The sequence below is a fragment of the Alkalimonas amylolytica genome, from assembly GCF_900107845.1.
GTDB lineage: Bacteria > Pseudomonadota > Gammaproteobacteria > Enterobacterales > Alteromonadaceae > Alkalimonas > Alkalimonas amylolytica.
This window is the reverse complement of record NZ_FNRM01000001.1, coordinates 459854-482853: the sequence shown is the minus strand read 5'-3', so window position 1 is coordinate 482853 and position 23000 is coordinate 459854. Positions and strand designations below refer to the sequence as shown.

Below are 23000 nucleotides of genomic sequence, written 5' to 3'. Positions count from 1 at the left end.
CGAGCAGGGGGCGCTATGGTACAGCGAAATCGGCTGTTCTGCATCCTGAAATCCATCGCTGTCATTATTTGGTCATGAGGGTGTCTTAGGCTTGTCATGCACTGTTTGCTGGTTTTTTGTTCGGTTGCATTGAAAATTGCCAGCGTCCCTGACAGCTTCCACTATCCTTAATAGGAAGCTTGCTAGCTGCCCTCTGCGCCCTCAAGGAGATATTCATGGCGAGAAAACGAAGTAAAAAAATATATGTGCTTGATACTAATATACTTCTTCACGAGCCCTTCGCATTTTTAAACTTTCAGGAGCATGATGTCGTTATTCCGATGACCGTGTTGGAAGAGCTGGACCATATTAAAGACCGCAACAAAGATGTTAGCCGGGATGCCCGGGTGGCGATACGAGCGCTGGAGGATGTATTGCGCGATGCCAGCCCAGAGCAAATGTTGCATGGGGTAGCTTTACCACTGCATGGTGAGCAGAAGGTATCGGGTCATCTGACCATCATCAATGATCATCATCTGAAAGATGAGTTGCCGGGCTTGCCAGGTGGAGAAAATGATCACTTGATCATCAATACTGCCTTGTATTTACAGCGTGAGCGCAGCCCACAAAAAGTGATTCTGGTTACCAAAGACATCAATATGCGACTAAAAGCCAAAGGTGCAGGCTTGAAGCTGGTGGAGGATTACCGCACCGATCAGTTGATAGACGATGTGCGCTTTCTCTACAAAGGCTATTACCGGTTTCCAGGTGAGTTCTGGAGCCAGGTAAAAGAATGTCAAACCGAACAAAAAGACCGGGATATTTTGCATTTACTGGAGCGTAAATTGTTGCCTGACGCCTACATCAATGAGTTTTTGATTGATGAAGCCGAGTCTTTTGCCGGTCAGGTGGTTGGTATCAATGAACATCAAATCCGGGTTCGGGACCTGGGCTATGAGCGCATGATGCACCGTCATGCCTGGGGGATAACCCCCAAAAATATTTATCAGGCGATGGCGCTGGAAGCTTTGCTCGATCCCAACATGGATTTGGTGATCCTGACAGGCCCTGCGGGTTGTGGCAAAACCCTGATTGCGCTGGCCGCAGCCCTGGAGCTGGTGATTGAAAAGGGCGTGTACGACAAAGTCATCGTGACACGAAATACGCCGGAAATTGCTGAATCTATAGGCTTTTTGCCCGGTACTGAAGAAGAGAAAATGGCACCTTGGTTGGCGGCTATTACCGACTCGCTGGAAGTGCTGCACAAAACAGACGAGCATCCTCATGCCAGTGTGGGTTACATTATGGATAAAGCCAATATCCAGTTTAAATCCGTCAACTTTATGCGTGGTCGTAGTATTCAGAATGCCATAGTTATTTTGGATGAATGTCAGAACTTAAGTGCGGCCCAATTAAAAACCATTATTACCCGCTGTGGCGAAGGCACAAAGTTGATTTGCTCGGGTAACCTCAGCCAGATCGACAGCAATTATTTGACGGCTGTCACCTCGGGCTTAACCTATATTGTGGAGCGCTTTAAGCACTTCCCTGGAAGTGCCACCATTAATTTGAATGGGGTGGTACGAAGCCGCTTAGCATCCTTTGCTGAAGAGAATCTATAGTCTTCGGTAGTTAGCGATACCCGGTTGCAGATACAGATGATAGCGTGCTGTAATTTCACCAACCGGTTGCAAGGCCGGTCCGGTTGGGTCGGCCAGCACAAAGTTTTGTCCATCCAGACGCAGCTGTTGATCACTGCTCTGGCTTTGCATGCCGATGCCGAGCACTGCGTGGTTAGGTAAGTAAACAATCACTAGGGGGACATCAGGCAGCAGCAAGCGGAGAAGGGCTGCCATCAACACCACTTTACTATCACAGTCGCCCCGGTGCTGCTGGATCAGTTGCAGCGGGGGTAAAAAGCCAGCAGCAGAACTTTGACTGCGCTCATTGAGTGATTGATAAGGAATGCGCTGCAGCCAGTCCAGCAGAAACTGACTGATTTCGCGGGTGGTGGTGTAAGGAAACTTTTGTTGCAGTGCGCCAGCGACGGGTAGTAAGTCTTGCAGGCTGTCGGCCAGAATGCGCTGATGATCCACCATAATGACCTGCCGATTGGGTTGGAGCCTCAGTTCGGTATGATAAATCTGCTGCAGGTAGTCTTGCCTGGCTTGTTGCAGCTGAGCGGTTAGTTGTTGCTGAAGTTCGCGTGCATCAGCAGCTCGGCGGGCTTTGACCTTTAGAGGGAAAGGGGAGCCTGTTGGTGGCAACTCTACCTGCATACCAGCTGTGTTACGCCTACCCAGCTCCTGCTGCAGGGCCTGTCGCATCAAGGTATTGGCCAGTTGCGGTGAGTAACGGCGAAAGCTACTCAGATGCTGTTGCACACTTTGTTCTGGGAGCTGAAATGAGAAGTCTACCGTCTGACCCTGCTGTTGCCAGCGATAGTGGAACTGCAACTCGCCATCCTGAGAGCTGCTACGTTGCAGTTGCATGCTGGCTGCTACTGTTCCCGATGGGGCAAGGCAAACCAGCAACCAAAAACAGAGAGAAAGCGCTAGAATTCGGCTCACTTGCACCTTGTTATTGTTTGTCGCCAGAGCAGTAAGCTTAGCCCGAACAGGGCAAAAACACCAAGACTTCCCCCATAGCTTTCTACCACCGTCAGTACCTGCTGATCGCGTCGGTAATCTTCCAGCGGCAAGTCAGCCAGAATTAGCTCGTCATAGCCGGATATTTCCGCCACTAACCAGCCACTGTTGGCATCATACAGACGAATAATCAGGTCGTAATAGTCGGTTGGATAGTTTTCTTCCAGGGTGGTATCGATGGCAAACCAGTCATTACGGCTTTGACGGTACAAAGTAAAAATCGAACTGATATGAAAGAGTTGCTCTGCCCGGCCAGGGCGTTGCAAGCTAAACTCAGCCCACACGGGTTGGCTGGAGCGATTGGTGTCTGCATCAAACTTCAGATACAGCTGATGATAAAAGCCGTTGTTGTTGATATCGCCACTAAGCTCCAGCTCAAGGCGGTGAAACCAAACATCGGTACTGTAACTTTGTGCGCTGACCCATTCGGATGTATCACTCATGGCTTCTGATTGTTCAGAGCCACGTTGCTCTGTCGTGGTACTGATAGGCTGTTCAGCGCTTAGGCTAACCGTGGAGAAAAACAGCAAGACACTTAGTAGCAATTTCATGGCTATTCCTTCCTTTCACTCTTGCGTACAATACCAGGTATAGAATGAAGGGTATGAATCCCTGCTGAACTATAAGGAATGAAGGTGACCAAGCTAAGCCGCAGTTGGCTGATTGACAAGAGAGTTGTGGCGATCCAGTTTTTAGCTGAGCAGGTGCCTGAGTTATCGAAGGGCAGGTTGAAAGATGCCATGCTAAAAGGCGCTGTCTGGTTGCAGCAGGGTAAAAAACAAAAAAGGCTGCGTAGGGCGCAAGCTGAAGTGCAGCCTGGGCAAACACTGGCGCTGCATTACGATGCAGATATCCTGCAACGCTCAGCGGAAAACAGCCAGTTGCTGTTGGATCAGCGCTCCTACTCTGTCTGGTGGAAGCCCGCAGGAGTCTTGTCACAGGGAAGTCTGTGGGGCGATCATGTGTCGTTACTGCGCCAGGCCGAGCTGCAAACTAAGCGTCCGGTATTTCTGGTGCATCGGCTGGACCGTGAAGCCAGCGGTTTGTTGTTGCTGGCGCATGATGGCAAGGCTGCGGCCAGCCTGAGTCAACAATTTCAACTGGGGCAGGTTAAGAAGCTATACCATGTGGCGGTGCAAGGTTGGTTATCGGATGCTCAGAAAAATACCGGGGAGATCAGGCTGACACTGGATGGCAAAGAAAGCGTGACGCGTTTTCACGTTTGCAAACAGCTCGAGAGCGGTCTGAGTTGGTTGGAAGTTGACTTACAAACTGGTCGGAAACATCAGATCCGTCGTCACTTTGCTGCTGTCGGCCACCCGGTGATGGGCGATCCCCGCTACGGAAATGGCACTTCGGCTGCAGATACTTTAGCGTTGCAAGCTGTTGAGTTGTCGTGGCAGTGTCCACGCGATAAAACGACGAAATCCATCAGCTTACCAGGGCCGATGCGTTTGTTTCACGAGTAGTGTCAGGACCAGATGTGTGTCAGTCCAGCAGCTCTTTGATGCTGGTATTGAGCAAGCGTTGTTGCTGCCAGAGCTCAATACTGCCCAGTTGCAACGCATTGAGTAAATCCTGCCGAATGTTTTCTGCCATCCACTCACAAGGGCGTTGCTCCAGCACTTTGAGTTGCAAATAAAGGTTATCATCACTTGGATTGAGCTGTTCTGCCAGGTACCAGCTCAACCAAACCGCTTCACGCAGTGCCTGCAGATGCTGTGCTTTGAATTGTTGGCCCAACAATGCCTGCAAAGGCAACACCAGGGTTTGTAACTGAGGGGTGGGTGTTAAAGCTTTACGTTGCTGTCCCAAATGCAACAGCACTTTTTGTTCCAGTGCCGCTAGTTTATCATCTTGGCAGCTCAGGCCCAACCAAAGTACATCACTGTGAATGGTCATCTGAATAATTTCAGGTGAATTCAGGCTTTGTAGCAAGCTAACCAAGGCCCTGCGTAGCTGAACCTCACCATGGCGCTGCTTATACTGCTGACAACCTCGTAACGTCACGGCCATCAACTGCAATGGTTGCTTTTGTCGTTGCTCAGCCGCAAGTTTCTCACTGAACTGGATCCATTGTCTGGAGAAAATCAGCTGATTTGGAGTGGCTTGCTGGCGACGCCGCTGCCATGCTAGCCAGCTGACTGCCCCCGTCAGCAAGAACAAGGCAGTTAAGGTGCTGAGCAGCCAATAAAGAGGAGGTGTGGCTTGATGCGGGCTTGTCGTTGAAGGTGCTGGATTGTTCTGATGCAAATAGTCCAGTTTTAGATTGTACTGCTCATGCAAATCATCAAAGCGCAGTGCGCGTGCCAGCTGGCTGTATTGGAAAGCGTGCTGCCATTCGTGTTTCCAAGCTGCTAGCTCGGCAGCCAATTCAGCATACCGGTAGCGCAAAAATAAGGCTTGGTTGTGATCCTCTGGCTGAATAGCCAGTTGCTGAAACAGCTGCTCCGCATGCTCAAGCTCCTGCTGCTGGACCAGACTTTCTGCCAGCGTCAGTTGCACTCTGTTCAATAAGTCACGGTTGTTGATTTGAAAGGCAATACTGATCGCTTGCTCAAAATAGTCATTGGCTAGAGTTTGATCTTGATGCAGTAGATACCATTGCCCAAGGTAAAATTTACTTTCCGCTATGCTGTATGCATCACCATGCTGGTGACTGTATTGCAGCGCTTCTTGCAGATAAGCGTATGTGTGTTCATCGAACCAGTTTTGGTCCAGCTGGACACTGACTACCCGTAAAAGACTATTGATGTAACTACGTTCGTGCTGATATTTGGCAAAGCCTTCTTTTGCTTGCATAAAAGCTTGCAGTGCTTGTTCGGGCAGTCCCATTTTTTGATAGCCAATACCATAACGTAACTGGACCAATGGGTAGGCATGAAAGGCCTCCAGTTGGGTAGCAAGTTCCAGAGTGGATTGGAGATGGGCAAAAGCCTGATTGATTCGGTTCATTTGCAGATGCAAACGCCCCAACAAAAAATGAGCATTTAACTCTTGTTGCGGTAATAAGGCTTCGGCCAGACTTTTTTCAGCATAGTAGATGGCTTGTGGGTAATCGCTGTTCTGCAGGTGGGCTTGAGCAAGGCTTTCATACAGCTCGTTTTTTTCTTTACGTGCCCGCTCATCCTGCAAGGGCTCAAGCCATTGCACTGCTCGCAGTAAAGCCTCGATACCCAGCTCGGTATTGCGATACAAACGGCCGTAGATTTGGGCTTTGATATGATACAGCTGAGCCTGATACAGCGGATGGTCATCCAGCAGAACTGCCAGCTCAATGGCTTGCTCAATGTTGAGCAAGGCACTTTCCTTTTGATTCAGCAGCATCTGAGCATAGGCAAGCTCAAGCCAGTAGCTGCTGGAGCCCTGTGCTGGTTGTTGCAGGGCCTGCTCAAGGAAACGCTCCGGATCCTGGCGGATCAGAGTTGATCTGAATTCGGGCGCTGCGCTAAAAGCAGGGCCAATACTCAGGAAAAATAACAGCAGCAGGATAAAAGCAGCATGCATAAGCATCAAGCAGGTGTCATAAATTTATTATGGTCATTGTGCGTCAGTTTAGGAGGGCTGTACAGCTTTATCCGGCTTCTTGCTTCAGCCAATCGTCAAGTTGGTGTGCAGTTTTGGCAATCAGCCGATTGCGTGCAGCCTGTGTTGCCCAGGCGACATGGGGGGTTATCAGCAACCTGGGATGAGGGTGTTGCAATAGCGGATGATCACTGGCAGGTGGCTCTTGTTCCAGGACATCGAGTGCTGCAGCCTGCAGCTTATTTTGCTGCAGAGCACTCAGCAAGGCCGCAGGGTCGAGCAGGCCGCCCCTGGCGGTATTGATGAGGATGGCTGTTGGCTTTAACCATGCCAGTTGTTCGGCGCCAATCAAATGATGATTATCCATGGTCAGTGGGCAGTGCAATGACAGCACATCGGCTTGTTCTAGTGCTTGTTTAAAGGGTGTTCGCCCTGGACGGCAGCTGGTGTTCTCTGGCCGCTCAGCAATACAAATGTGCATACCAAAAGCTTGCGCCAGCTTTGCTGTGGCTTGACCGAGTGTGCCGTAGCCCAGAATGGTCATGGTTTGTCCTGCTAATTCCTGCATCGGATGATCCAGCAAGCAAAAATGTGGGCTTTTGCTCCAGTCGCCTCGCTGCACGCTCTGCTGATAGGCATGGCAATGGTTGGTAAAGTACAGCAATAAGGCAAAAACATGTTGGGCAACGGCAGCGCTGGCGTAGTCTTCCACGTTTTGTACTCTGATGCCAGCTGCGGCCGCGGCAGTCAAGTCAATAGTATTGGTGCCTGTCGCGGTGACAGCGATGTAACGCAGCTCTGGCAGTTGTCGCAGAGTGGTTTCGTCCAGTACTACCTTATTAACAATGGCTATCTGGCAACCTTGCAATCGGAGAAGCACTTGTTCTGGGTCAGTGCTGGGATACAACTTCAGTTGAATCGGCAACTGTTGCAAAGGACTTAACACCGCTTTGCCAACTGAGCCTGCATCTAGAAAAGCAGCTGTGAAGGTCATAAGTGCCTTAAGAAATATTGGTATGGCATGATCCTAACTGCTTTGCATGACGTAAGCTAGTATTGAAGTAGTCTGTATTTTTATGCAAAAACGGCGGCCCTAATGCATAAAGCCCTTGTTGATTTCCTCTATGTCAGTGGCGATGGCTACGGCATTTTTGATGCCAGGGATCAGCTGGTATTCGCCAATCCAGCACTGGGGGAAATTTTTGCCATTGAGTTGCAGCAGCTTATAGGCATGAGTTTTGCGCAGATTATTCGCCACTGCCACCAGCAACAATTAGGTTTAAATATTGAAGCAACCGATCTGGATGATTGGTTGCTCTATGCAGCACAACGCCGGCGGAGTGTTCCCTTTCGAATTTTTGAAGCCGATACAGTCAATGGACACTGGTATTTGATGTCAGAACAATGCAATGCGGAGGGGGCCATCTTGTTGCATGCCAAAGATATCACGGAACAAAAGCGCTTGCAGTTTGCTCTGCAACAAGCAGAGCAGCTGCTTAGAAGCCAAGCCAACACCGATGTTCTTACTGGCATTGCCAACCGCCGCTATTTTATGCAGCAAGCTGTCAAGGTGCTCAAACATCAGCAGCGAACCGGTGCAGCTTGCAGCTTGCTGATGTTGGATATCGATTTTTTTAAACAATTGAATGATACTCATGGTCATTTGGCTGGTGATAAAGCGTTGCAGTATATTTGTCAGCATATTCAGTCGCAGTTGCGAGACTATGATTTATTTGCCCGCTACGGTGGTGAGGAGTTTGTAATTTTGCTGGCTGATATTCCGGCCAAGGAGGCGGTCCAAGTTGCTGAGCGTATTCAGCAAGAGCTGGAGCTTCACCCGATACGTTACCGCAATCAAACCTTACCCTTGCAGTTATCCATCGGGGTAGCAGAGCTGCAACCGAGACAAACCCTGACCGAGTTATTGCAGCTTGCCGACAAGGCTTTGTATCAAGCCAAGGCTGCGGGTAGAAACTGCTGTGTAGTTGCCAATTCTTCTGCGCTATAATACCGTTTTTATCAGGTATTGCTTATGTTGCCCACGAAATTTCAGCCGCTGGTGTTTGCTTTTATTATGTCTGGCTTTATGGCTTTTTTGATGTCAGGCATACTGACCCTACTGAATCTTGGTTGGTTCAGTGGCTTTTTACTGAGCTGGCTGAAAGCTTATCTGGTGGCTCATGCTTGTGCATTTCCACTGGTGCTGATTTTTGCCCCGCTTAGCCGGCGCCTCACAGCTAAGCTGATCCGTCAGCCATAAAGAAGGGCTCAGCGGCCAATCACTTCTGGGTACATCGGGGCCAGCAAGGCAAGCAACTGATTTTGTGCGCCATAGGGAATACCTTGCTGTTGCATGGCACTGATCAGGTGATTGACCAGCCGGTCAAAATCGCGGGTGTTCAGGTTGAGGCCAGTATGGCTTTCTTCCATGGTGGCACCGCTGTATACGCAAGGGCCACCGGAGAGCTCACACAGTTGCTCCATCAATAAACGCCGGAAGCGTGGGATATCTGTATCGCGAAAATGGTGGACGATCAGTGGGTCATGTTCAATCTGATGGAGCAGGTGATCAGTAATTGCAGTGATGCCGGCTTCTTCGCCCAGTTGTTGATATAAGCTAGGCTTAGGTGTCTGACTGCACGCTACCAGTAGCAGGGCCATACTCAGTAAAATAAGCAGAGACTTCATTACCAGCTTCCTTCTAGAGAGAGATACCAGCCTTGTTGCGAAGGCAGACCAGCAATGTCGCCTAAATCAACATAGGCTGCTGTTACCGACAGGTTTGGGTTAACAAACCAGGCGACAAAAACATCACGCCAGTGCTGCTCATCGGCAAATGCCAGCCGATTGGGTTTTTGGCGGAACTCAACACCGACGGCCAGGTGATGTGTCAGCAGCAGAGCTGCGGAGCCTTCAAACATCAGCTGATGACGCTGTTGGTCCGCGTTGCCAAAGCCGAGTAAACCCGTCTGGTTGGCCTGAGTGGCACGGATGGTGCCGTTTAGCAGCAAGTTACGGCCTGCAATGGCATCCAGCCAGACCTTGCTGGCCGCCAGGTACAGATCAACGCCACTGCGGGAGTGGGCTCCGACCAGGGAGGGCAGCTCAAAGTCCAGATGGCGCTTGTACTGTAGGCCCAGGCTGATTTGGGGTAGGGAGGTATAGAGTAACTGGCCAGCCAGACGGTACTTGACACCTACAATATCCTGCCGCAATTGGCCACCAATGGTATCGAGCTTAAATTGTTGCCGTGCATAGGACAGCTCCCAGCGATTATCAAAACTTAGCCCCACACCGGCTGAGTGCAGGGTAAAGTCATCGACTCCAACCCGGCTACCAAAAGCCTGCACACTCCATTCATCATCACTGCCATAGCCGTTGATAACCGCCCAAGGCACAATGCCACCACCGGCACTGCCTTCAATGGTGGTTGCCCCGCCTGTCGCCAGCACTCGACTGCCTGCCTGAACCGGCAGTGCCAGCAAAGCAAAAAAAACACACATCACCAGGTTGTTCATGCACGGTCCTCGCTAAAATAATCGACGGCTGTTTGTTGAAACTGCTGCAGCCAGCGCTCAAAATCCAATGCAGGCATGGGCTTTGCGAAATAATAACCTTGCACGGTATCACAGCCCAGTGTCATTAATTTGGCTAGACCTTCGCGGTTTTCCAGTCCTTCGGCAGTGACCCGAAAGCCTAAACCTTTGGCTAAACGGCTGGTAGCTTCGACAATCAGTTCATCATCGCTGTTGTGCTCAATGTTTTTGATAAAAGCCCGGTCGATTTTTACTTCATGCACGGGCAGCAATTTCAGATAGGCCAGCGATGAGTGGCCTGTACCAAAATCATCAATCGCCAGCTCGATACCCAGCTCTGCCAACTGACGCAGGATCCGAATGACCCGTTCCGGGTCTTGCATCACAGCACCTTCGGTGACCTCCAGTGCCAGCACCTTAGCCGGCACCCTGGCTTGATCCAACAGGTGTTGGATACGTGCTGGCAACTGCTCATCGATCAGATCCACCGGTGAAAGATTCACCGCCAGCTTAAGGCCAGGGTAACTGCTTTGCCATAGTGCAGCCTGCGCAATCACTTTGCTTAGCATCCAGTCGGTTACCAGCTCGATATGGCCGGTGTGTTCGGCTAAGCGAATAAATTCGTCTGGTGGGATAAAACCCAGACTTGGGTGCTGCCAGCGGATTAAGGCTTCTGCTGCCCGGCAGTTTTGCTGTCGCAGCGATACTTTGGGCTGGTAACAGATACTCAGTGTATCGGCGGCCAAAGCGGCTGGTAAGTCCTGGATAATGGTCAGTTCACGCAGGTGGCGTTCATCCTGACCAGCCTGGTAGCCTGCAATGCCTTCACTTAGCTGCTTGGCATTGGCACTGGCGATATCGACCCGGCGTAGCAAGGTGCTGACTACAACAGGCTCAGCTGTGTGCGCTGTAAAGCGATAATAGCCGAGCGTCAGCTGCAAGCTGATACTGCTCTGTTGCAGTTGATAAGGTGCTTGCAGTGGGGCCATTAACTCTGTCAGTGCGGTTGGCAACTCCGCAAAGACCAGCAGGAACTCATCGCCACCAACCCGGGCACTGAGCAGTGGGGTAGGTGAAAGTTGTTGAATACGGCCTGCCAGCAGCTGCAAGAGTTGATCACCAGTATCGAGGCCAAAGGCATCATTGATATGGCGAAAGCTGCGAATATTCAGCAGTAGCAGGACGCCAGCATGCTCCCGGGCAAAGTCTTTTAGCCAGCATTCGGCCGCGCTACGGTTATACAGGCCAGTGAGTGCATCCTGCTCGGCTTGCTCGATCAGTAAACGTTCCCGTTCAGCCAACCGTTGCTGCATTTGACTTAAGGTGTTACTGAGCACACCCACCTCACCGCGGGCTTGTGGTAAATCGATCGTGGTTTTACCTTCCCCAAGTTGTCTGGCAAAGTTGGTCAGCTGTTGCAGCGGCTCGGTAATGCTGCGGACAAGCCAAAATGCCACAAGCAAGGCTATCGTCAATGCAACTCCGAAGATCCCGAGCAATTGGCTGCGCATGCTTTGGTAGTTCAGCAGCCAGCGGCTGTTTGGTAAATGCAACAAGGCCCAAAGCTCGGCATGTTCAAGGGGCCTGCTTAACGTGAGATAACGCTGATCCTGACTGGCAGAGGGCTCATCGGTTAAATCGGCTAAGGCCATAGTGTCAGCCCGCCAGTCCGCTTCACTCTGCGCGTTTAAGGTGGAGGTGAGTAAGCGAATATCCTGCCCTGCGGTGTGCCGTACAAAACTAATATCCAGACCTGTGATGGCTTTGAGCTGTTCAGCCAGGGCGTCATCCAGCACAAAGCCCATGCCAACCCAGGCGATGATATTAGGTGCCCGCACCGGCACCAGCACCAATTGGTAGGCTTGTTCAGTCAGTGGCAAAATAGTGCTGAGCATGCTGGTAGACGTTTGTTGTGCGGCCTGCAGCAAAGGACTGAGCTGGTGTTCACTGAGCTCGCTACGGGTGCTGGCCAGTAAGTCGCCTTGTGGACTCAGTAGCAGCACCAACTGCGCATCAATCCGGCTGCCATGGTTTTCTAATACCGACTGAATGGTAGCCGACTCGGAGGTGGCCACCGCCTGGCGAAAGCCAAAATCAGCGGCCAGTACCTGTACCGACTGACCGAGCTGTAAGGTGCGGTCGGACAGCAATTGGCTAAAGACATTGGCACCCACTTGCAAGACCTGGCGTGCCTGCTGCTGACTGTCCTGTTTCATGGCGGTCAGACTGGCCAGTGCGGTAGCCAGTGCCAGTGCGCCAAGCAAGGTAATAATGACCAGCAGTAAGCGATGGCGTAAAGAACTCAGCATGCGAAATAACTCATGCACCAAAACCACGTTGCGGCGTGGGTTGTTTTGGCCGGTGTTGCACGCTTAAGCTGAATTGAGCACTCTCGCTGCTGCCGTCCAGGGTAATAATGACGGTGAGCATTTCATCCAACTGGAAAGGGTGCCATACCCTAAGCTGATATCGCCCAGCACTGAGCTGACTGAAATGAAACTGGCCGTCCGGATCCGTTACCCCCACCAGATTGCTTTCGCTGATAAAGACATAAGCCTCCATATAGTCATGGATATTGCAGCCCAGTGCGACGATGCCCGCTTGATCGAATACGATGGGTTGCTCTGGACGATCATGATACAGCTGGATCTCGAACACCTTGGCAGGGGAAAAAGAATACACATGATGTCGGGTACGATCCAGGTTGGGAAAGTCGATCTCGGTACCGACCTGCACGGCTGAGACGAAAGGCACAAAGTTTAAACCTTGTTGTCTGATACTGGTTTGTTGCACATCGGCTGCAACGGCCTCGGAGCCAGCGTCGAGAGCGACCAGTTCTACCACTGCATCGTCCAAAGGCTTGCCAGCCTGATCCACAACGGTGATTCGCCAGTCATTGGCAGTAGCGCTGAAGTGCACTAAGCTAGCTAAGGCGCAGGCGCAAAAGACTCTCAGGCAGGATGTCATCGTGAAACCTCATCATATGGCGGTAGTGGCTGCCTTAACCTTAGCAAGGTTCTGTTCATCATGACAAATTGATTTTCATTTGGAGCACAACTTAACCGCATGGTAAAACACAAAAAAACCTGTTGGTTGGCAGGCGTTTTCTTTCTGAGTCTGGCAAAGCAGAGTGCTCAGGCAACAGAGCTGCAGTCCCCGGTTGGGCCATGTGACAAGGTAGAGGGGCGACCTTGTGTAGCGCTGGTACTCGGCGGGGGCGGTGCCCGCGGTGGTGCCCACCTTGGGGTGATTCGGTATCTGGAGCAGCAACAAATCCCGGTCGATCTGGTGGTAGGAACCAGCATCGGTGCTTTTGTCGGTGGTTTGTATGCCAGTGGCAAAAGCCCCGATCAAATTGAGCGTATTTTAACCGAGTTGCCCTGGGGCGAAGGCTTTCAGGATCGGGTACAGCGCCATGAGATGCCGGCCCGGCGCAAACAGCAGCGTGATGCTTACCCGATCCAACTGGAATTAGGCGTGCGGCTCGATGGCGTGCATCTGCCTAAAGGGGTGTTGCATGGTCAGGCCATGGCTGAGTTGTTGCAACGGGCTTATGGCCTGCAGGCCAATCAACTGGATTTTAATGCGCTGGCGATCCCTTTTCGGGCGGTGGCGGCTGACTTGGTCAGCGGAGAAGCGGTAGTGCTGGCGGAAGGGAGTTTGCTGCAAGCGGTACAGGCTTCGATGTCGATCCCAGGGGTGGTGAGCCCATTGGAAATCAATCAACGCATTCTGGTCGATGGTGGAGTAGCTAACAATCTGCCGGTCGATGTCGCCAAAGCCCTGGGCGCAGAGCGGATTATAGCGGTCAGCATTGATGCCCCTTTGCTGCAAAAAGAAGATTTGACCGATGCCTTTAGTGTGTCTGAGCAGTTAACCAACTTTTTGGTTCGTCGTGGGTTGGCAGTGCAGCTAGCCTTGTTGACGGAGCAAGATATCTTACTGCAACCTGAGCTGAGTGGCATTGGTACGCTTGATTTTGACCGTCTGCTAACAGGGGCCGATATCGGCTATCAGACAGCGGCAGCAGCGCCTTTGTTGCATCAGCTGTCCGTGCCGGCAGAGTATTACCATCAGTGGTTGCTGGCACATCGATTGCCTGAGTCTGCTGAACAGTCGATCGATCGGATTGTGCTGCACAATCATTCGGCGCTGGCCGATAGCATCCTATTAGAGCGTCTGGGCATAGCACCTGGGGAGCTTTACGACAGTCAGGTGGTAGAAAAAGGCATCCGGCGTTTGTATGGCCTGGATCAGTTTGAGCGGGTCTCACAGCAACTTACTATTTTAGATGACGACACTACCGAGCTACAGGTGCAGGTGCAGGAAAAAAGCTGGGGGCCTGGTTATCTGAATTTTCGTTTGCGCTTTGAAGATGATTTTCAGAACAAACACCACTACCAACTTGCCGCCAGCTACCTGTATACCAATCTAAGCCCACTCGGCGCCGAGTGGTATTCGGAGCTCGGTATCGGCAGCGACAAACTGATTAGCACTGAGTTGTATTGGCCCCTGGGAGGCCCTGCTACCTTTGTTCGTGGTACCTTGGCGGCATTCAGTGAGCGGCAGGTGCTGGAGGATGAGAATCGGCGCTCGTTGGGCGATCTGAATCACAGTGAGTTCATCAGCACATTGCTGGCCGGCTGGCATCCAAGTGATCATCTGACCTTAGCCAGTGGCTGGACTCGCCGCGTGGGTCGCTACCGGGCTCCGGGTTCGCTCCATGACACTGGGGCCGGTCAGCGTATTTCCTACCAACGACAGGGCCCTGTGCTGCAGGGGCACTGGGATACGCTCGATAACATCAATTTCCCGGGGCGGGGCATTCGGCTAAATTCGGAAGTGCAATGGCTGCAAGATCGATCCGGTTCTGAGCGTGGCAGCAGCCGAACGTTAAGCCTGGATATACTAGCCGCCAAAAGTTGGCAGGCGCATCGGTTGCATAGCCGTTGGCGCTGGCAGCGCTATCGTAATGATGATCCTGCATTGATTTTGGAGCAGTTTAGTTTGGGTGGCTTCTTAAATTTATCCGGTTATCCGCATCAGTATTTGTATGGCAGTACGGTCAGCTTTGGCAGCCTGGTCTATCAATATCAACTGACGCAACCACAGCTGTCGTTTTTAAACATGCCCTGGTATATCGGCGGCTCGATTGAGCGGGGCCGGGTGCAGGACGATGTGCTGAACCTGAATCAGGCGCATCAAACCGATGCCTGGCTCTGGGCAGGTAGTTTGTTCTTGGGTTGGGATAGTCCGCTGGGGCCACTGTTCTTTGGCTATGGCCGCGCCCAAAGTGATGAGCGCAGCCAAATTGACTCCTGGTATTTATCGCTGGGGCACAACTTCTAACGACTGCCACAAGGACGCATCATTCGCTGAGCGATAAGGCCTCCACCACTTTAGGTTAGTCGGCATACCGCTCAAACCATTCCAGGATGCGTTTGAGCCGCTCTACCAGATTGACCGGGGTGCCATTTCTGGACAGGCTATGGCCTTCACCTTTGAATACCACCATCTCGACCGGCACTTCATTGGCTTTGAGCGCGAAAAACCATTCTTCGCCCTGGCCAATAGGAGTGATGTGATCCTCGGTGCTGTGAATGATCAGCGTTGGGGTACGGACCTGATTGGCATACTTTAATGGTGAGCGGTTCCAGTATAGTTCGAAATTCTGCCAGATAGTGCCGGCGAATTCGCGGCGCATCGAGTTGGGAGGATACTGCTGGGTGCCAGCTTCAGACAGCCAGTTGCTGACACTGCGCTGGGTTACCGCGGCTTTAAAGCGATCGGTCTGGGTGGTGATCCAGTTGGTTAAAAAACCACCATGACTGCCGCCAGTCAGGTATAGCCGCGAGCTATCCAGCCAGTTGTGTTGCTGCAACACATGCTCCAGGACGGCTATGTTGTCGCGGTAATCCACACCGCCGTAATCGGCATGCACCGCGTTCTGATGCGCATAGCCGTAGCCAGTGCTACCACGGTAGTTGGTAAACACCACAGCATAGCCAGCGGCGGCCATCATCTGAAACTCATGGAACCACTGATGGCCCCACATACCACCTGGGCCGCCTTTGATGTTCAGGACCAGCGGATACGACTGACCGGCTTGCCAATCAACAGGTTTGAGCAAAAAGCCCTGGCTTTGGCCTTGTTCGTGTTCAAACCAAAAAGATTGCAATGATTGCAGCTGCAGCTCGCCTAGAAGCTCCTGATTGAATCGGGTCAGCTGGCGTGGCGCTTTGGTGCCATCCTGGAACCAGACTTCCGGCAGGTGTTGCTCATCCTGCCACAGGTAGCTCAGAGCCTTGCCGTTGGCAGCAAAACTAAAGCTGCCTGCACTGCCTTGCTCGCTCAGACGGATACTGGCTCGATCGCGACGCAAATGGAGTTCAAACAAAGGGCGTGATCCCAAGTGATCGGCACCCATCAAGATCCGGCCCTGCTCCGGCCAGTGCAGTGTGGAGGCTGAGCGATCCCAGTCCTTGGCAATGCGTCTGTTGTGACCATCGCTTAAGCGGTGGATGAACAGCTGCTCTGGCTCAAAGTAATCGGCCTGATGGCGGTACAAGAGTTCACGGCCATCCGGCGACCATTGCGGTGAGCTGGCTTGGCCGGGCAGGGTAGTCAGACGGGAGAGGTTGCCATCGCTTAGCTCCAGTACAAACAAATCCTGTTGCATACTGCCTTCCAAAGCATCTTCACTGCGATCGGAAGCAAAGACGACTTGCCTGCCATCGGGAGAGAATTGCGCGGAGTGATCGTGCCAGCGGGCATCGCCAGTTAGACGGTTGAGCTGCTGGGTGCCGATATCCAGTAGCCAAAGACCGGAGCGACGCTCGTTGAGATAGCCACTGCCATCACTTTTATACAGAGCATGACGAATGACCACCACATCGGCTTCAGGTGCGTCACTTTTGGCTTTTTCTGCCGTTGGATCCTCGATGGCGGGGTCGGCAGCAAGGGTAAGCAGCAGCTGCTTGCCATCCGGTGACCAGCTGAAATCACGAATGCTGGCCTGCTTTAATCGGGTGATTGCCTTCGCTTCACCACCGGCCATCGGTAGCAGGTAGAGCTGCTGTCCATCACCGCGGCCTGAAAGAAAGGCCAACTGGCGGCCATCCGGTGACCAGCGTGGGCTGCGATCTTTGTTGCTAAAGGTGAGCTGGCGGGGTTCCGATTTGCCATCGGTAGCTACCAGCCAAAGGTTGCTGTGGCGGCTGCGCTTATCATCGGCGATGGTGCTGTGGACAAAAGCTACCTGTTGGCCATTGGGAGTCAGCTGAGGGTCTGCGACAAATACAAAGCGGTAGTAATCCTCGGGTTGCATACCACGGGGCTCGGCGCTCAGCATTAGTGGCAAGAACAGACAAAGTGCAAGGAAAAGTCGGAACATCAGTAAACTCCTGTATCGGGATGCGCCCATTGCAACGCACCAGCGGCCGACAGGCAAGTCAAAACCGGCTGCTAGCTCGCTGGCTGAGATAGTTAGCGAAACAGCATATAAAGCAGCTGCGCCAGTAGCACGATACCCACCAGTGGAAAAATATAGCGGGTAATTTTGCTCAGCTCTTCGTCACTACGGCGTTTGCCGTATTTTTCTAACACCGTCACCAAAATAAATAGGGCAACAAAGAGTAAGGCCAGAATGATAAAAATAGGTGGCATGGTTGCATCCTGCTAAACCGTCAAAGCTTCAGTGTAATAGGAAGCGGCATGACTTTAAAGGCTACCGCTTAACTGCAACGCCATTTGATTGGCTGGCATGGGCCTGGCGTACCAGTAACCCTGCGCTTGCGGACAACCGATCTCTACAAGGATCTGGTGCTGCTGTTGATTTTCAATACCCTCTACGGCGAGCCCTAGCTGCAGCTCGCTGGCCAGCAATTGAATGCTTTTAATAATGCACAAGGCTTTGGCGTTGGTGGTAAGATCCGACACTACAGAACGATCAATTTTGACGGTATCCAAGGGCATGTTTTTTAGGTAACACAAACTGGAGTAGCCGGTACCGAAATCATCCAGGGCTATTTTCATGCCGTTGTCTTTTAACAATTGCAGTTTGCTGATGGCATTGGCTTCGTTATCAATCAGGGCCGTTTCGGTAATTTCCATTTCCAGCGCTGAAGCCGAAATTTGATACTCCTGCAGGCAAGCCAGCAGCCAGCTGGTAAAGTCCGGCTCTACTAAATGCCTGGCTGAGATATTAAATGAAATCACCGGCACGCTAAGATGTTGCTGTTGCCAGGAAACCAGTTGCCGACATAATTGTTTGACCACCCAGCGGTCCAATTCAATAATCAGACTGCTTTGTTCTGCAATCGGAATAAAGTCGGCCGGGGAAATGGCCCCAAGCTCCGGGTCCTGCCAGCGTATTAAGGCTTCTGCGCCGGCAAGGCTGCCATTACTCAGTTTTACTTTAGGCTGGAAATACAACTGCAAGTGCACCTCATCCGCTTGCAAGGCTGTCAGTAGCTTTTGACGAATCAGTGCTTTGCGGTGGTAGTCTGCACCGGCTTGTCTGTTGTAGAAATTTAGACAGGGTCCCCCTTTTTCTTTGGCTGCAAACATCGCCAACTCGGCCGCATGCAATAAATCCTCTTCTTGCTCGCCATCCTCTGGGTAGCAGGCAACCCCAATATGCGGAGTAGGCAGCAGAATTTCATCGCCGAGCCTGGCTGGTTGCTTTAACTCCTCCAGCAAACGACTGATCAGTTTATTGCTTTGGCTTAAATTGGTTGAGGTCTGATGCAACAGGATATAATCGTCTGCATAAATTCGTACTAGCGTATCTTCTGGCCCAGCCAGATGCTGCAAGCGTTCTGCTTGCAGCTGGATCAGGCGATCGCCATAAGTCAGACCAAGCTGCTGATTCACATCACTGAGCTGGCCGCCATCAATCCAGCAGATCAGCAGTTTGCTTTTTTGTTGCTTGCATTGTGCCAGTGTCTGTGGAAAACGGCTTACCAGCAGTTCTCTGTTGCCCAGTCTGGTGAGCCGATCAAAGTTCACAAGTTGATGAATTTGCTGATCCTTGGAACGTATAACGCTCAGATCCTGAAAAACAGCCAAATAGTGGCTCAAGGCGCCATCGCTGCTTTGCACGCGTGAAATTTTTAACCACTGCTGATACACCGTCAGATCTTTTTTTCGGTTCCAGATTTCGCCTTGCCAGTAGCCTTTTTTCTCAATGGTTTGCCACATCTGGCGGTAAAAGTCAGGGCCATGGTGCGAAGAACGCAAAATAGCCGGTGTTTTGCCAATCACTTCTGCAGCCTTGTAGCCGGTAATCGAAGTAAAAGCTGGGTTGACTTTGAGGATCCGTGCCTGAGCGTCGGTCACCATAATGCCTTCAATAGCATCATCGAATATCTGTTTGTTCAATTCATCCAGGGTTTGCTCGGGCAGGCTAGGCAGTGAATGCGCTATGCCGGTGTAGCTGATAATGTTGCCAGCCAGATCGCGGTGTGCCAGCACTTTTAACTGGGTAGGAATGCAGTTTTTTTGTTGATCGAAAAAGCAGAGTGGGCCTTGCCAATACGAATGTTTTTGTACATGCGGAAACACTGTGTTGAGCAGGTAGTGGTAATTCTCTTTATCGTGAAAGTGATGCACATAGAGTGGATGTTGCATTAAATTTAGTTCTGCAGCGATACCACACAGTTTTCTGCCAAAGGGGTTTAGCGTCAGTAGCCGGAAATCTGTGTTTACGGTACTGATAAAATAATCCAGCTGTTCAACAATGTCCTGATGAATGTTCGGTAAGTCAGTCAGCATTGGTAAGTGCCTTCTGTTGAGCGTGCAAAAAGTGTTGTGCCAATGTGGTTAGCTGATTGAGTTGCACAGAGAGCAGATCACCTTGTTGTTTTGCTTCATCGGCAGCATGGGCTGAGCTTTGGGCTAACCCTGCCAACTTTTGCGTTTCAACGTTCAATTGCTCGACTGTCGAGAGCTGCTGCAGGCTCGCTTGGCTGATTTGACGCGCCTTGCTTCGCATTGTATTGATACCATGTTGAATTTGCGTCATACCCGCTGCAGTACTTGCTGCACTTTGTGCTGTTTGCTCTGAGGCACTCACCCCTTGAAGCAGCGCTTGATCGGCTTGCTGGATGCCTTGATAGAGCTGGTGAATAATGGTCTGAATTTCATGGGTAGAGTGATGGGTACGGCTGGCAAGGGCGCGGATCTCATCAGCGACCACAGCAAACCCCCGTCCCATTTCGCCAGCACGGGCTGCTTCGATGGCTGCATTTAATGCTAATAAATTGGTTTGCTCTGCGACTTCGCGAATAACCTTGACCACCTTGGCAATGGCTTCACCTTGTTTATTGACTTCGGCAAAGCGTTGGCTTAACTCATTCAGTTGGTGCTGCATACTTTGGCTGGCTGCCAGCATCTGCTGCAATTGCTGATTACCTGCTAGTGCTGCCTGTTCCGATTCGCCTGTGTACTGCTCCATCTCTGATACGGCGGCATCCACTTGACTTTGTTGGGCTCTAAGTTGAGCGAGTTGTTGTAAAAATCCATCCGTGGATTGATGCTGTTGCAAACTTTGTATCGAGGCCTTGGTTATCGCGGTAGCGGCCTGCTCCTTGGCCTGATGCAGGTAACCGGAGCTGTTGACCAGACGAGCCATCAGTGCCCGGTTTTCCTGACGCTGGGTGGATAGAGCAAAAGATACCCGGCTTTTAAAATCGACACCGCCAGAATAGACCCAGCTCATCACCGGGTTGAAACAGGTCTTATCGGCGATTTGAAGGAGTCGTCGGCACTGCTGCTGTTGATAGCGAATAAGCAGCCAAGTCATGATGGCAGGCAGTACCATCAGAAAAGACCACCAGCCGGCAACGAAAAACAAAGCAACACCACTACCGAGCAAGCACAGTAGTAACCCAAGTAATAACAAATTCACAGTTTGATAAGGTGAAGCGCTGATGCACTTTGGTAGCTCTTTCTGCCGCCACTGTTGGTATAAACGTTCGGCCCGCTGTTTTTGCTCGGTTTGTAATACGGTGCGAATGGACTGATATTCGGCAATTTCGCCATTCTTCATTACCGGAGTGACATAGGCATCCACCCAGTAATGATCGCCATTTTTGCAGCGGTTCTTGACGGCGCCACGCCAGGAATGGCCACTTTGGATAGTGCGCCACATGTCTTTAAAGGCTGCTGCTGGCATATCAGGATGACGTATAAGATTGTGATTTTTACCCAGCAGCTCGTCTTTTTGATAACCGGAGACGGCAATAAATTCTGGATTGGCATAGGTGATAACACCGCGCTTATCGGTGGTCGTGATAAGATGGGCATCTCGTGGAAAGTTGGCTTCGCGCTGAGTGACATCCTGATTCCTGCGCATATCAAGTCCTTACTTTTATAATGGTTATTTGTTGAAAGCTTATACCAATTTGTCCCTATTAACGATCAATCTAATTTAGGGATTCATTGATCTAGATCAATCTTTCAGCATCAAACCAAACCTTCGTGATAACGGCTTGTTGTCTGGTGCGATATAGGTCAGCATAGTGGCTATCTAAAATCGTTAGCTTGCATCCCATGAGTGAACTCTACCTTTACGTCTTCTCTGGCTTTGCCGCAGCGATTGTGTTGCTGCTTCCAGCCATGTTGTTAATGCTGCATAAGCGGCGTTTGGTGCTGCAGGCATGGCAGCAACAGCATCAGCAGGAACTTCAGACACAAACGGAGCAGGCTGCGCGTAGCCGCGAATTGGTCCAGGTACGCCAGATTGAGCTGCGTGAACGCGAGCTACAGCTTGCTGAGCTAAAACAGGCATTGCAGCAGCAAAAAGCTGAGCAAAAGGCATTGCAGAGTGACTTCCTGGCGGTGAAAGAGCAGCACGACCGCTTGCACAGTACCCTCACCGCGAAGGAGCAGCATTTTGCGGAACAGCTGGCGCTGATTAAAGACAGCCGTGATCAGTTGAAAAAGGAGTTTGAGTTGCTGGCGCAAGAGGTGCTTGAGCGCAAGGGAAAGGCGTTCAGCGAGCTGAGCCAGCAGCAGCTGCAGCAGCTGTTGTCTCCATTGCAGCAGGATATGAAAGGTTTTCGTGACAAAATGGAACGCATTCACAGCGAAGAGCTGCAGCAGCGTAGCGCGCTGAAAACAGAGTTGATTAATCTGCAGCAACTCAATAACCGCATTACCGATCAGGCTGAGCAATTGACCAAGGCGTTGCAAGGGCAGAAGAAGGTGCAGGGCAACTGGGGTGAGCTGATGCTGGAGAATGTGTTGGATAACTCTGGCTTACGCGCCGGAATCGACTACCAACGCGAAGTTAGTTTCGACAGTGACGATGGCAAGCGCCGGCCGGATGCCATTATCTATTTGCCACAGCAGCGGCATATGGTGGTTGATGCCAAAACCTCACTCGCTGCTTACACGCGTTATGTCAATACGGAAGACGACAACGAAAGGGCTCGCGCCTTGGCAGAGCACTGTCAGGCGGTGAAGGATCGCATTACGGAGCTGGCAGATAAAAGTTATTACCAGCTAGCAGGGTTAAACTCACCGGAAGTGGTGTTTCTGTTTATCCCGATTGAATCGGCCTATGTCGAAGCACTGAAATACGATCCGGAGTTGTATCAAAGAGCGCTTGAGCGCAATGTGCTGGTAGCGACCCCGACTACCTTACTCACTAGCCTTAATATTGTGCGTCAACTGTGGCGTTTTGAAGATCAAAGCAAACACAGCGCTGAGCTGGCCAATCGGGCTGAGAAATTTTACACCAAGTTGAAGTTGTTCTTGGACAGTATGCAGGGCGTGGGTAAACAGCTGGATAAAGCGCGTGAAAGTTATGACAAAGCCTTTGGTCAGTTGTATAGCGGTCGGGGTAACTTGATTAAGCAAGCTGCTGAGTTTAAAGAGCTAGGCGTGGCGGTAAAAAGTGAATTGGATGCAGAGCTATTGGAAAAAGCCCGGCTGGAGTTGCATCCAGCCGGGAGCCAAAGCCAGCTGGATGAGGGAGCAACCGATGACGCCTGTCTTAGTGATAGCACATCGCAAACAGCATCACCGCCAGCATAGCAAAGCTTCCTGCGCTGAAAATGGCGAACTCGATGCGCACTTCCATTTTTCGCTCTGGGCTAAGCCCAGCCGGCAACAAACAGGCATAAATCAGACAGCTCAGACCAAAAGTCAGACCCAGTACGATAAACGTAAAAAAGATGGACGAAACAACTAATTCCACGAAAGACTCCTTACAGCATGCAGTTCAGGACTTTTGACAACCGGCAGATGATTGGCGGCACATTCTACGGCAAATGAAGCAGCTTTGCATAAAAAAGCCGTCCAATTG

19 protein-coding genes are annotated in these 23000 nt (G+C 51.3%); 6 read left to right on the top strand and 13 right to left on the bottom strand.

Annotated elements, in window-relative coordinates:
• Positions 1–215 precede the first annotated feature (215 nt).
• Positions 216–1601 (top strand): PhoH family protein, encoded by a 1386-nt coding sequence (locus tag BLW37_RS02135; RefSeq protein WP_091338729.1) that lies wholly within the window; start codon positions 216–218, stop codon positions 1599–1601.
• Here the strand turns inward: BLW37_RS02135 and BLW37_RS02130 are convergent.
• Both BLW37_RS02130 and BLW37_RS02125 read right to left on the bottom strand, forming a co-directional pair.
• Positions 1596–2471 carry a hypothetical protein gene (locus BLW37_RS02130; protein WP_091338726.1) on the bottom strand — a complete coding sequence of 292 codons (876 nt, stop codon included), beginning with the start codon at positions 2469–2471 and terminating at the stop codon, positions 1596–1598. The genes BLW37_RS02135 and BLW37_RS02130 overlap by 6 nt on opposite strands.
• A 74-nt stretch (positions 2472–2545) precedes the next feature.
• Positions 2546–3178 carry a choice-of-anchor H family protein gene (locus BLW37_RS02125; protein ID WP_091338724.1) on the bottom strand — a complete coding sequence of 211 codons (633 nt, stop codon included), beginning with the start codon at positions 3176–3178 and terminating at the stop codon, positions 2546–2548.
• 84 nt (positions 3179–3262) lie between these two features.
• Between BLW37_RS02125 and BLW37_RS02120 the strand changes: the two genes are divergently transcribed.
• A complete protein-coding gene (locus BLW37_RS02120; RefSeq protein WP_245785577.1) occupies positions 3263–4096 on the top strand; it encodes an RluA family pseudouridine synthase in 834 nt (277 codons plus the stop codon).
• A gap of 19 nt (positions 4097–4115) precedes the next feature.
• Here BLW37_RS02120 and BLW37_RS02115 read toward each other — a convergent pair whose 3' ends face one another.
• A complete protein-coding gene (locus BLW37_RS02115; protein ID WP_139243645.1) occupies positions 4116–6143 on the bottom strand; it encodes a hypothetical protein in 2028 nt (675 codons plus the stop codon).
• A 58-nt stretch (positions 6144–6201) separates the two neighbouring features.
• Positions 6202–7146, bottom strand: a complete 945-nt coding sequence (locus BLW37_RS02110; RefSeq protein WP_091338717.1) for a D-2-hydroxyacid dehydrogenase — start codon at positions 7144–7146, stop codon at positions 6202–6204.
• 102 nt (positions 7147–7248) lie between these two features.
• Here BLW37_RS02110 and BLW37_RS02105 point away from each other — a divergent pair, with 102 nt between their 5' ends.
• Both BLW37_RS02105 and BLW37_RS02100 read left to right on the top strand, forming a co-directional pair.
• A complete protein-coding gene (locus BLW37_RS02105; protein ID WP_091338715.1) occupies positions 7249–8160 on the top strand; it encodes a GGDEF domain-containing protein in 912 nt (303 codons plus the stop codon).
• Between the two features lie 24 nt (positions 8161–8184).
• The gene (locus tag BLW37_RS02100) at positions 8185–8412 is read left to right on the top strand and encodes a DUF2798 domain-containing protein (protein WP_091338712.1); all 228 of its coding nucleotides are present in this window, start codon (positions 8185–8187) and stop codon (positions 8410–8412) included.
• Positions 8413–8420: 8 nt separating this feature from the next.
• On the opposite strand, the gene BLW37_RS02095 is transcribed toward BLW37_RS02100, so the two are convergent.
• The 4 genes from BLW37_RS02095 to BLW37_RS02080 are packed head-to-tail and all read right to left on the bottom strand — an operon-like array spanning position 8421 to position 12655.
• On the bottom strand, positions 8421–8840 hold the full coding sequence (locus tag BLW37_RS02095; protein WP_091338709.1) for a group I truncated hemoglobin: 420 nt from the start codon (positions 8838–8840) through the stop codon (positions 8421–8423).
• On the bottom strand, positions 8840–9670 hold the full coding sequence (locus BLW37_RS02090) for a DUF3034 family protein (protein ID WP_091338706.1): 831 nt from the start codon (positions 9668–9670) through the stop codon (positions 8840–8842). Before BLW37_RS02090 ends, BLW37_RS02095 begins: the two co-directional genes overlap by 1 nt.
• A complete protein-coding gene (locus tag BLW37_RS02085; protein WP_091339560.1) occupies positions 9667–11997 on the bottom strand; it encodes a putative bifunctional diguanylate cyclase/phosphodiesterase in 2331 nt (776 codons plus the stop codon). Before BLW37_RS02085 ends, BLW37_RS02090 begins: the two co-directional genes overlap by 4 nt.
• Positions 11998–12007: 10 nt before the next feature.
• On the bottom strand, positions 12008–12655 hold the full coding sequence (locus BLW37_RS02080; protein ID WP_091338702.1) for a carboxypeptidase regulatory-like domain-containing protein: 648 nt from the start codon (positions 12653–12655) through the stop codon (positions 12008–12010).
• 99 nt (positions 12656–12754) lie between these two features.
• Between BLW37_RS02080 and BLW37_RS02075 the strand changes: the two genes are divergently transcribed.
• Positions 12755–15037 carry a patatin-like phospholipase family protein gene (locus BLW37_RS02075; protein WP_091338699.1) on the top strand — a complete coding sequence of 761 codons (2283 nt, stop codon included), beginning with the start codon at positions 12755–12757 and terminating at the stop codon, positions 15035–15037.
• Positions 15038–15092: 55 nt separating this feature from the next.
• Here the strand turns inward: BLW37_RS02075 and BLW37_RS02070 are convergent, their stop codons facing one another.
• From BLW37_RS02070 to BLW37_RS02055, 4 genes are all read right to left on the bottom strand, one after another.
• Positions 15093–17081 carry a S9 family peptidase gene (locus BLW37_RS02070; RefSeq protein ID WP_091338697.1) on the bottom strand — a complete coding sequence of 663 codons (1989 nt, stop codon included), beginning with the start codon at positions 17079–17081 and terminating at the stop codon, positions 15093–15095.
• Between the two features lie 92 nt (positions 17082–17173).
• Positions 17174–17353: a hypothetical protein gene (locus BLW37_RS02065; protein WP_091338694.1), complete on the bottom strand. Its 180-nt coding sequence runs from the start codon at positions 17351–17353 to the stop codon at positions 17174–17176.
• A 54-nt stretch (positions 17354–17407) separates the two neighbouring features.
• A complete protein-coding gene (locus BLW37_RS02060; protein ID WP_091338691.1) occupies positions 17408–19462 on the bottom strand; it encodes a putative bifunctional diguanylate cyclase/phosphodiesterase in 2055 nt (684 codons plus the stop codon).
• The gene (locus tag BLW37_RS02055; RefSeq protein WP_091338689.1) at positions 19452–21044 is read right to left on the bottom strand and encodes a methyl-accepting chemotaxis protein; all 1593 of its coding nucleotides are present in this window, start codon (positions 21042–21044) and stop codon (positions 19452–19454) included. Before BLW37_RS02055 ends, BLW37_RS02060 begins: the two co-directional genes overlap by 11 nt.
• A gap of 197 nt (positions 21045–21241) precedes the next feature.
• Here BLW37_RS02055 and BLW37_RS02050 point away from each other — a divergent pair, with 197 nt between their 5' ends.
• The gene (locus BLW37_RS02050) at positions 21242–22729 is read left to right on the top strand and encodes a DNA recombination protein RmuC (protein ID WP_091338686.1); all 1488 of its coding nucleotides are present in this window, start codon (positions 21242–21244) and stop codon (positions 22727–22729) included.
• Here BLW37_RS02050 and BLW37_RS02045 read toward each other — a convergent pair.
• Complete coding sequence (locus tag BLW37_RS02045) at positions 22689–22892, bottom strand: hypothetical protein (RefSeq protein ID WP_091338683.1); 204 nt, start codon at positions 22890–22892, stop codon at positions 22689–22691. The two genes, BLW37_RS02050 and BLW37_RS02045, sit on opposite strands and share 41 nt — an antisense overlap.
• Positions 22893–23000: the final 108 nt, after the last annotated feature.

Coding starts and splice junctions, on each gene's coding strand:
- BLW37_RS02085 (WP_091339560.1), bottom strand. CDS start 11,997: ATGCTGAGTTCTTTACGCCATCGCTTACTGCTGGTCATTATTACCTTG.
- BLW37_RS02125 (WP_091338724.1), bottom strand. CDS start 3,178: ATGAAATTGCTACTAAGTGTCTTGCTGTTTTTCTCCACGGTTAGCCTA.
- BLW37_RS02050 (WP_091338686.1), top strand. CDS start 21,242: ATGAGTGAACTCTACCTTTACGTCTTCTCTGGCTTTGCCGCAGCGATT.
- BLW37_RS02065 (WP_091338694.1), bottom strand. CDS start 17,353: ATGCCACCTATTTTTATCATTCTGGCCTTACTCTTTGTTGCCCTATTT.
- BLW37_RS02075 (WP_091338699.1), top strand. CDS start 12,755: ATGGTAAAACACAAAAAAACCTGTTGGTTGGCAGGCGTTTTCTTTCTG.
- BLW37_RS02095 (WP_091338709.1), bottom strand. CDS start 8,840: ATGAAGTCTCTGCTTATTTTACTGAGTATGGCCCTGCTACTGGTAGCG.
- BLW37_RS02080 (WP_091338702.1), bottom strand. CDS start 12,655: ATGACATCCTGCCTGAGAGTCTTTTGCGCCTGCGCCTTAGCTAGCTTA.
- BLW37_RS02100 (WP_091338712.1), top strand. CDS start 8,185: ATGTTGCCCACGAAATTTCAGCCGCTGGTGTTTGCTTTTATTATGTCT.
- BLW37_RS02060 (WP_091338691.1), bottom strand. CDS start 19,462: ATGCTGACTGACTTACCGAACATTCATCAGGACATTGTTGAACAGCTG.
- BLW37_RS02130 (WP_091338726.1), bottom strand. CDS start 2,471: ATGCAACTGCAACGTAGCAGCTCTCAGGATGGCGAGTTGCAGTTCCAC.
- BLW37_RS02070 (WP_091338697.1), bottom strand. CDS start 17,081: ATGTTCCGACTTTTCCTTGCACTTTGTCTGTTCTTGCCACTAATGCTG.
- BLW37_RS02055 (WP_091338689.1), bottom strand. CDS start 21,044: ATGCGCAGGAATCAGGATGTCACTCAGCGCGAAGCCAACTTTCCACGA.
- BLW37_RS02105 (WP_091338715.1), top strand. CDS start 7,249: ATGCATAAAGCCCTTGTTGATTTCCTCTATGTCAGTGGCGATGGCTAC.
- BLW37_RS02110 (WP_091338717.1), bottom strand. CDS start 7,146: ATGACCTTCACAGCTGCTTTTCTAGATGCAGGCTCAGTTGGCAAAGCG.
- BLW37_RS02135 (WP_091338729.1), top strand. CDS start 216: ATGGCGAGAAAACGAAGTAAAAAAATATATGTGCTTGATACTAATATA.
- BLW37_RS02090 (WP_091338706.1), bottom strand. CDS start 9,670: ATGAACAACCTGGTGATGTGTGTTTTTTTTGCTTTGCTGGCACTGCCG.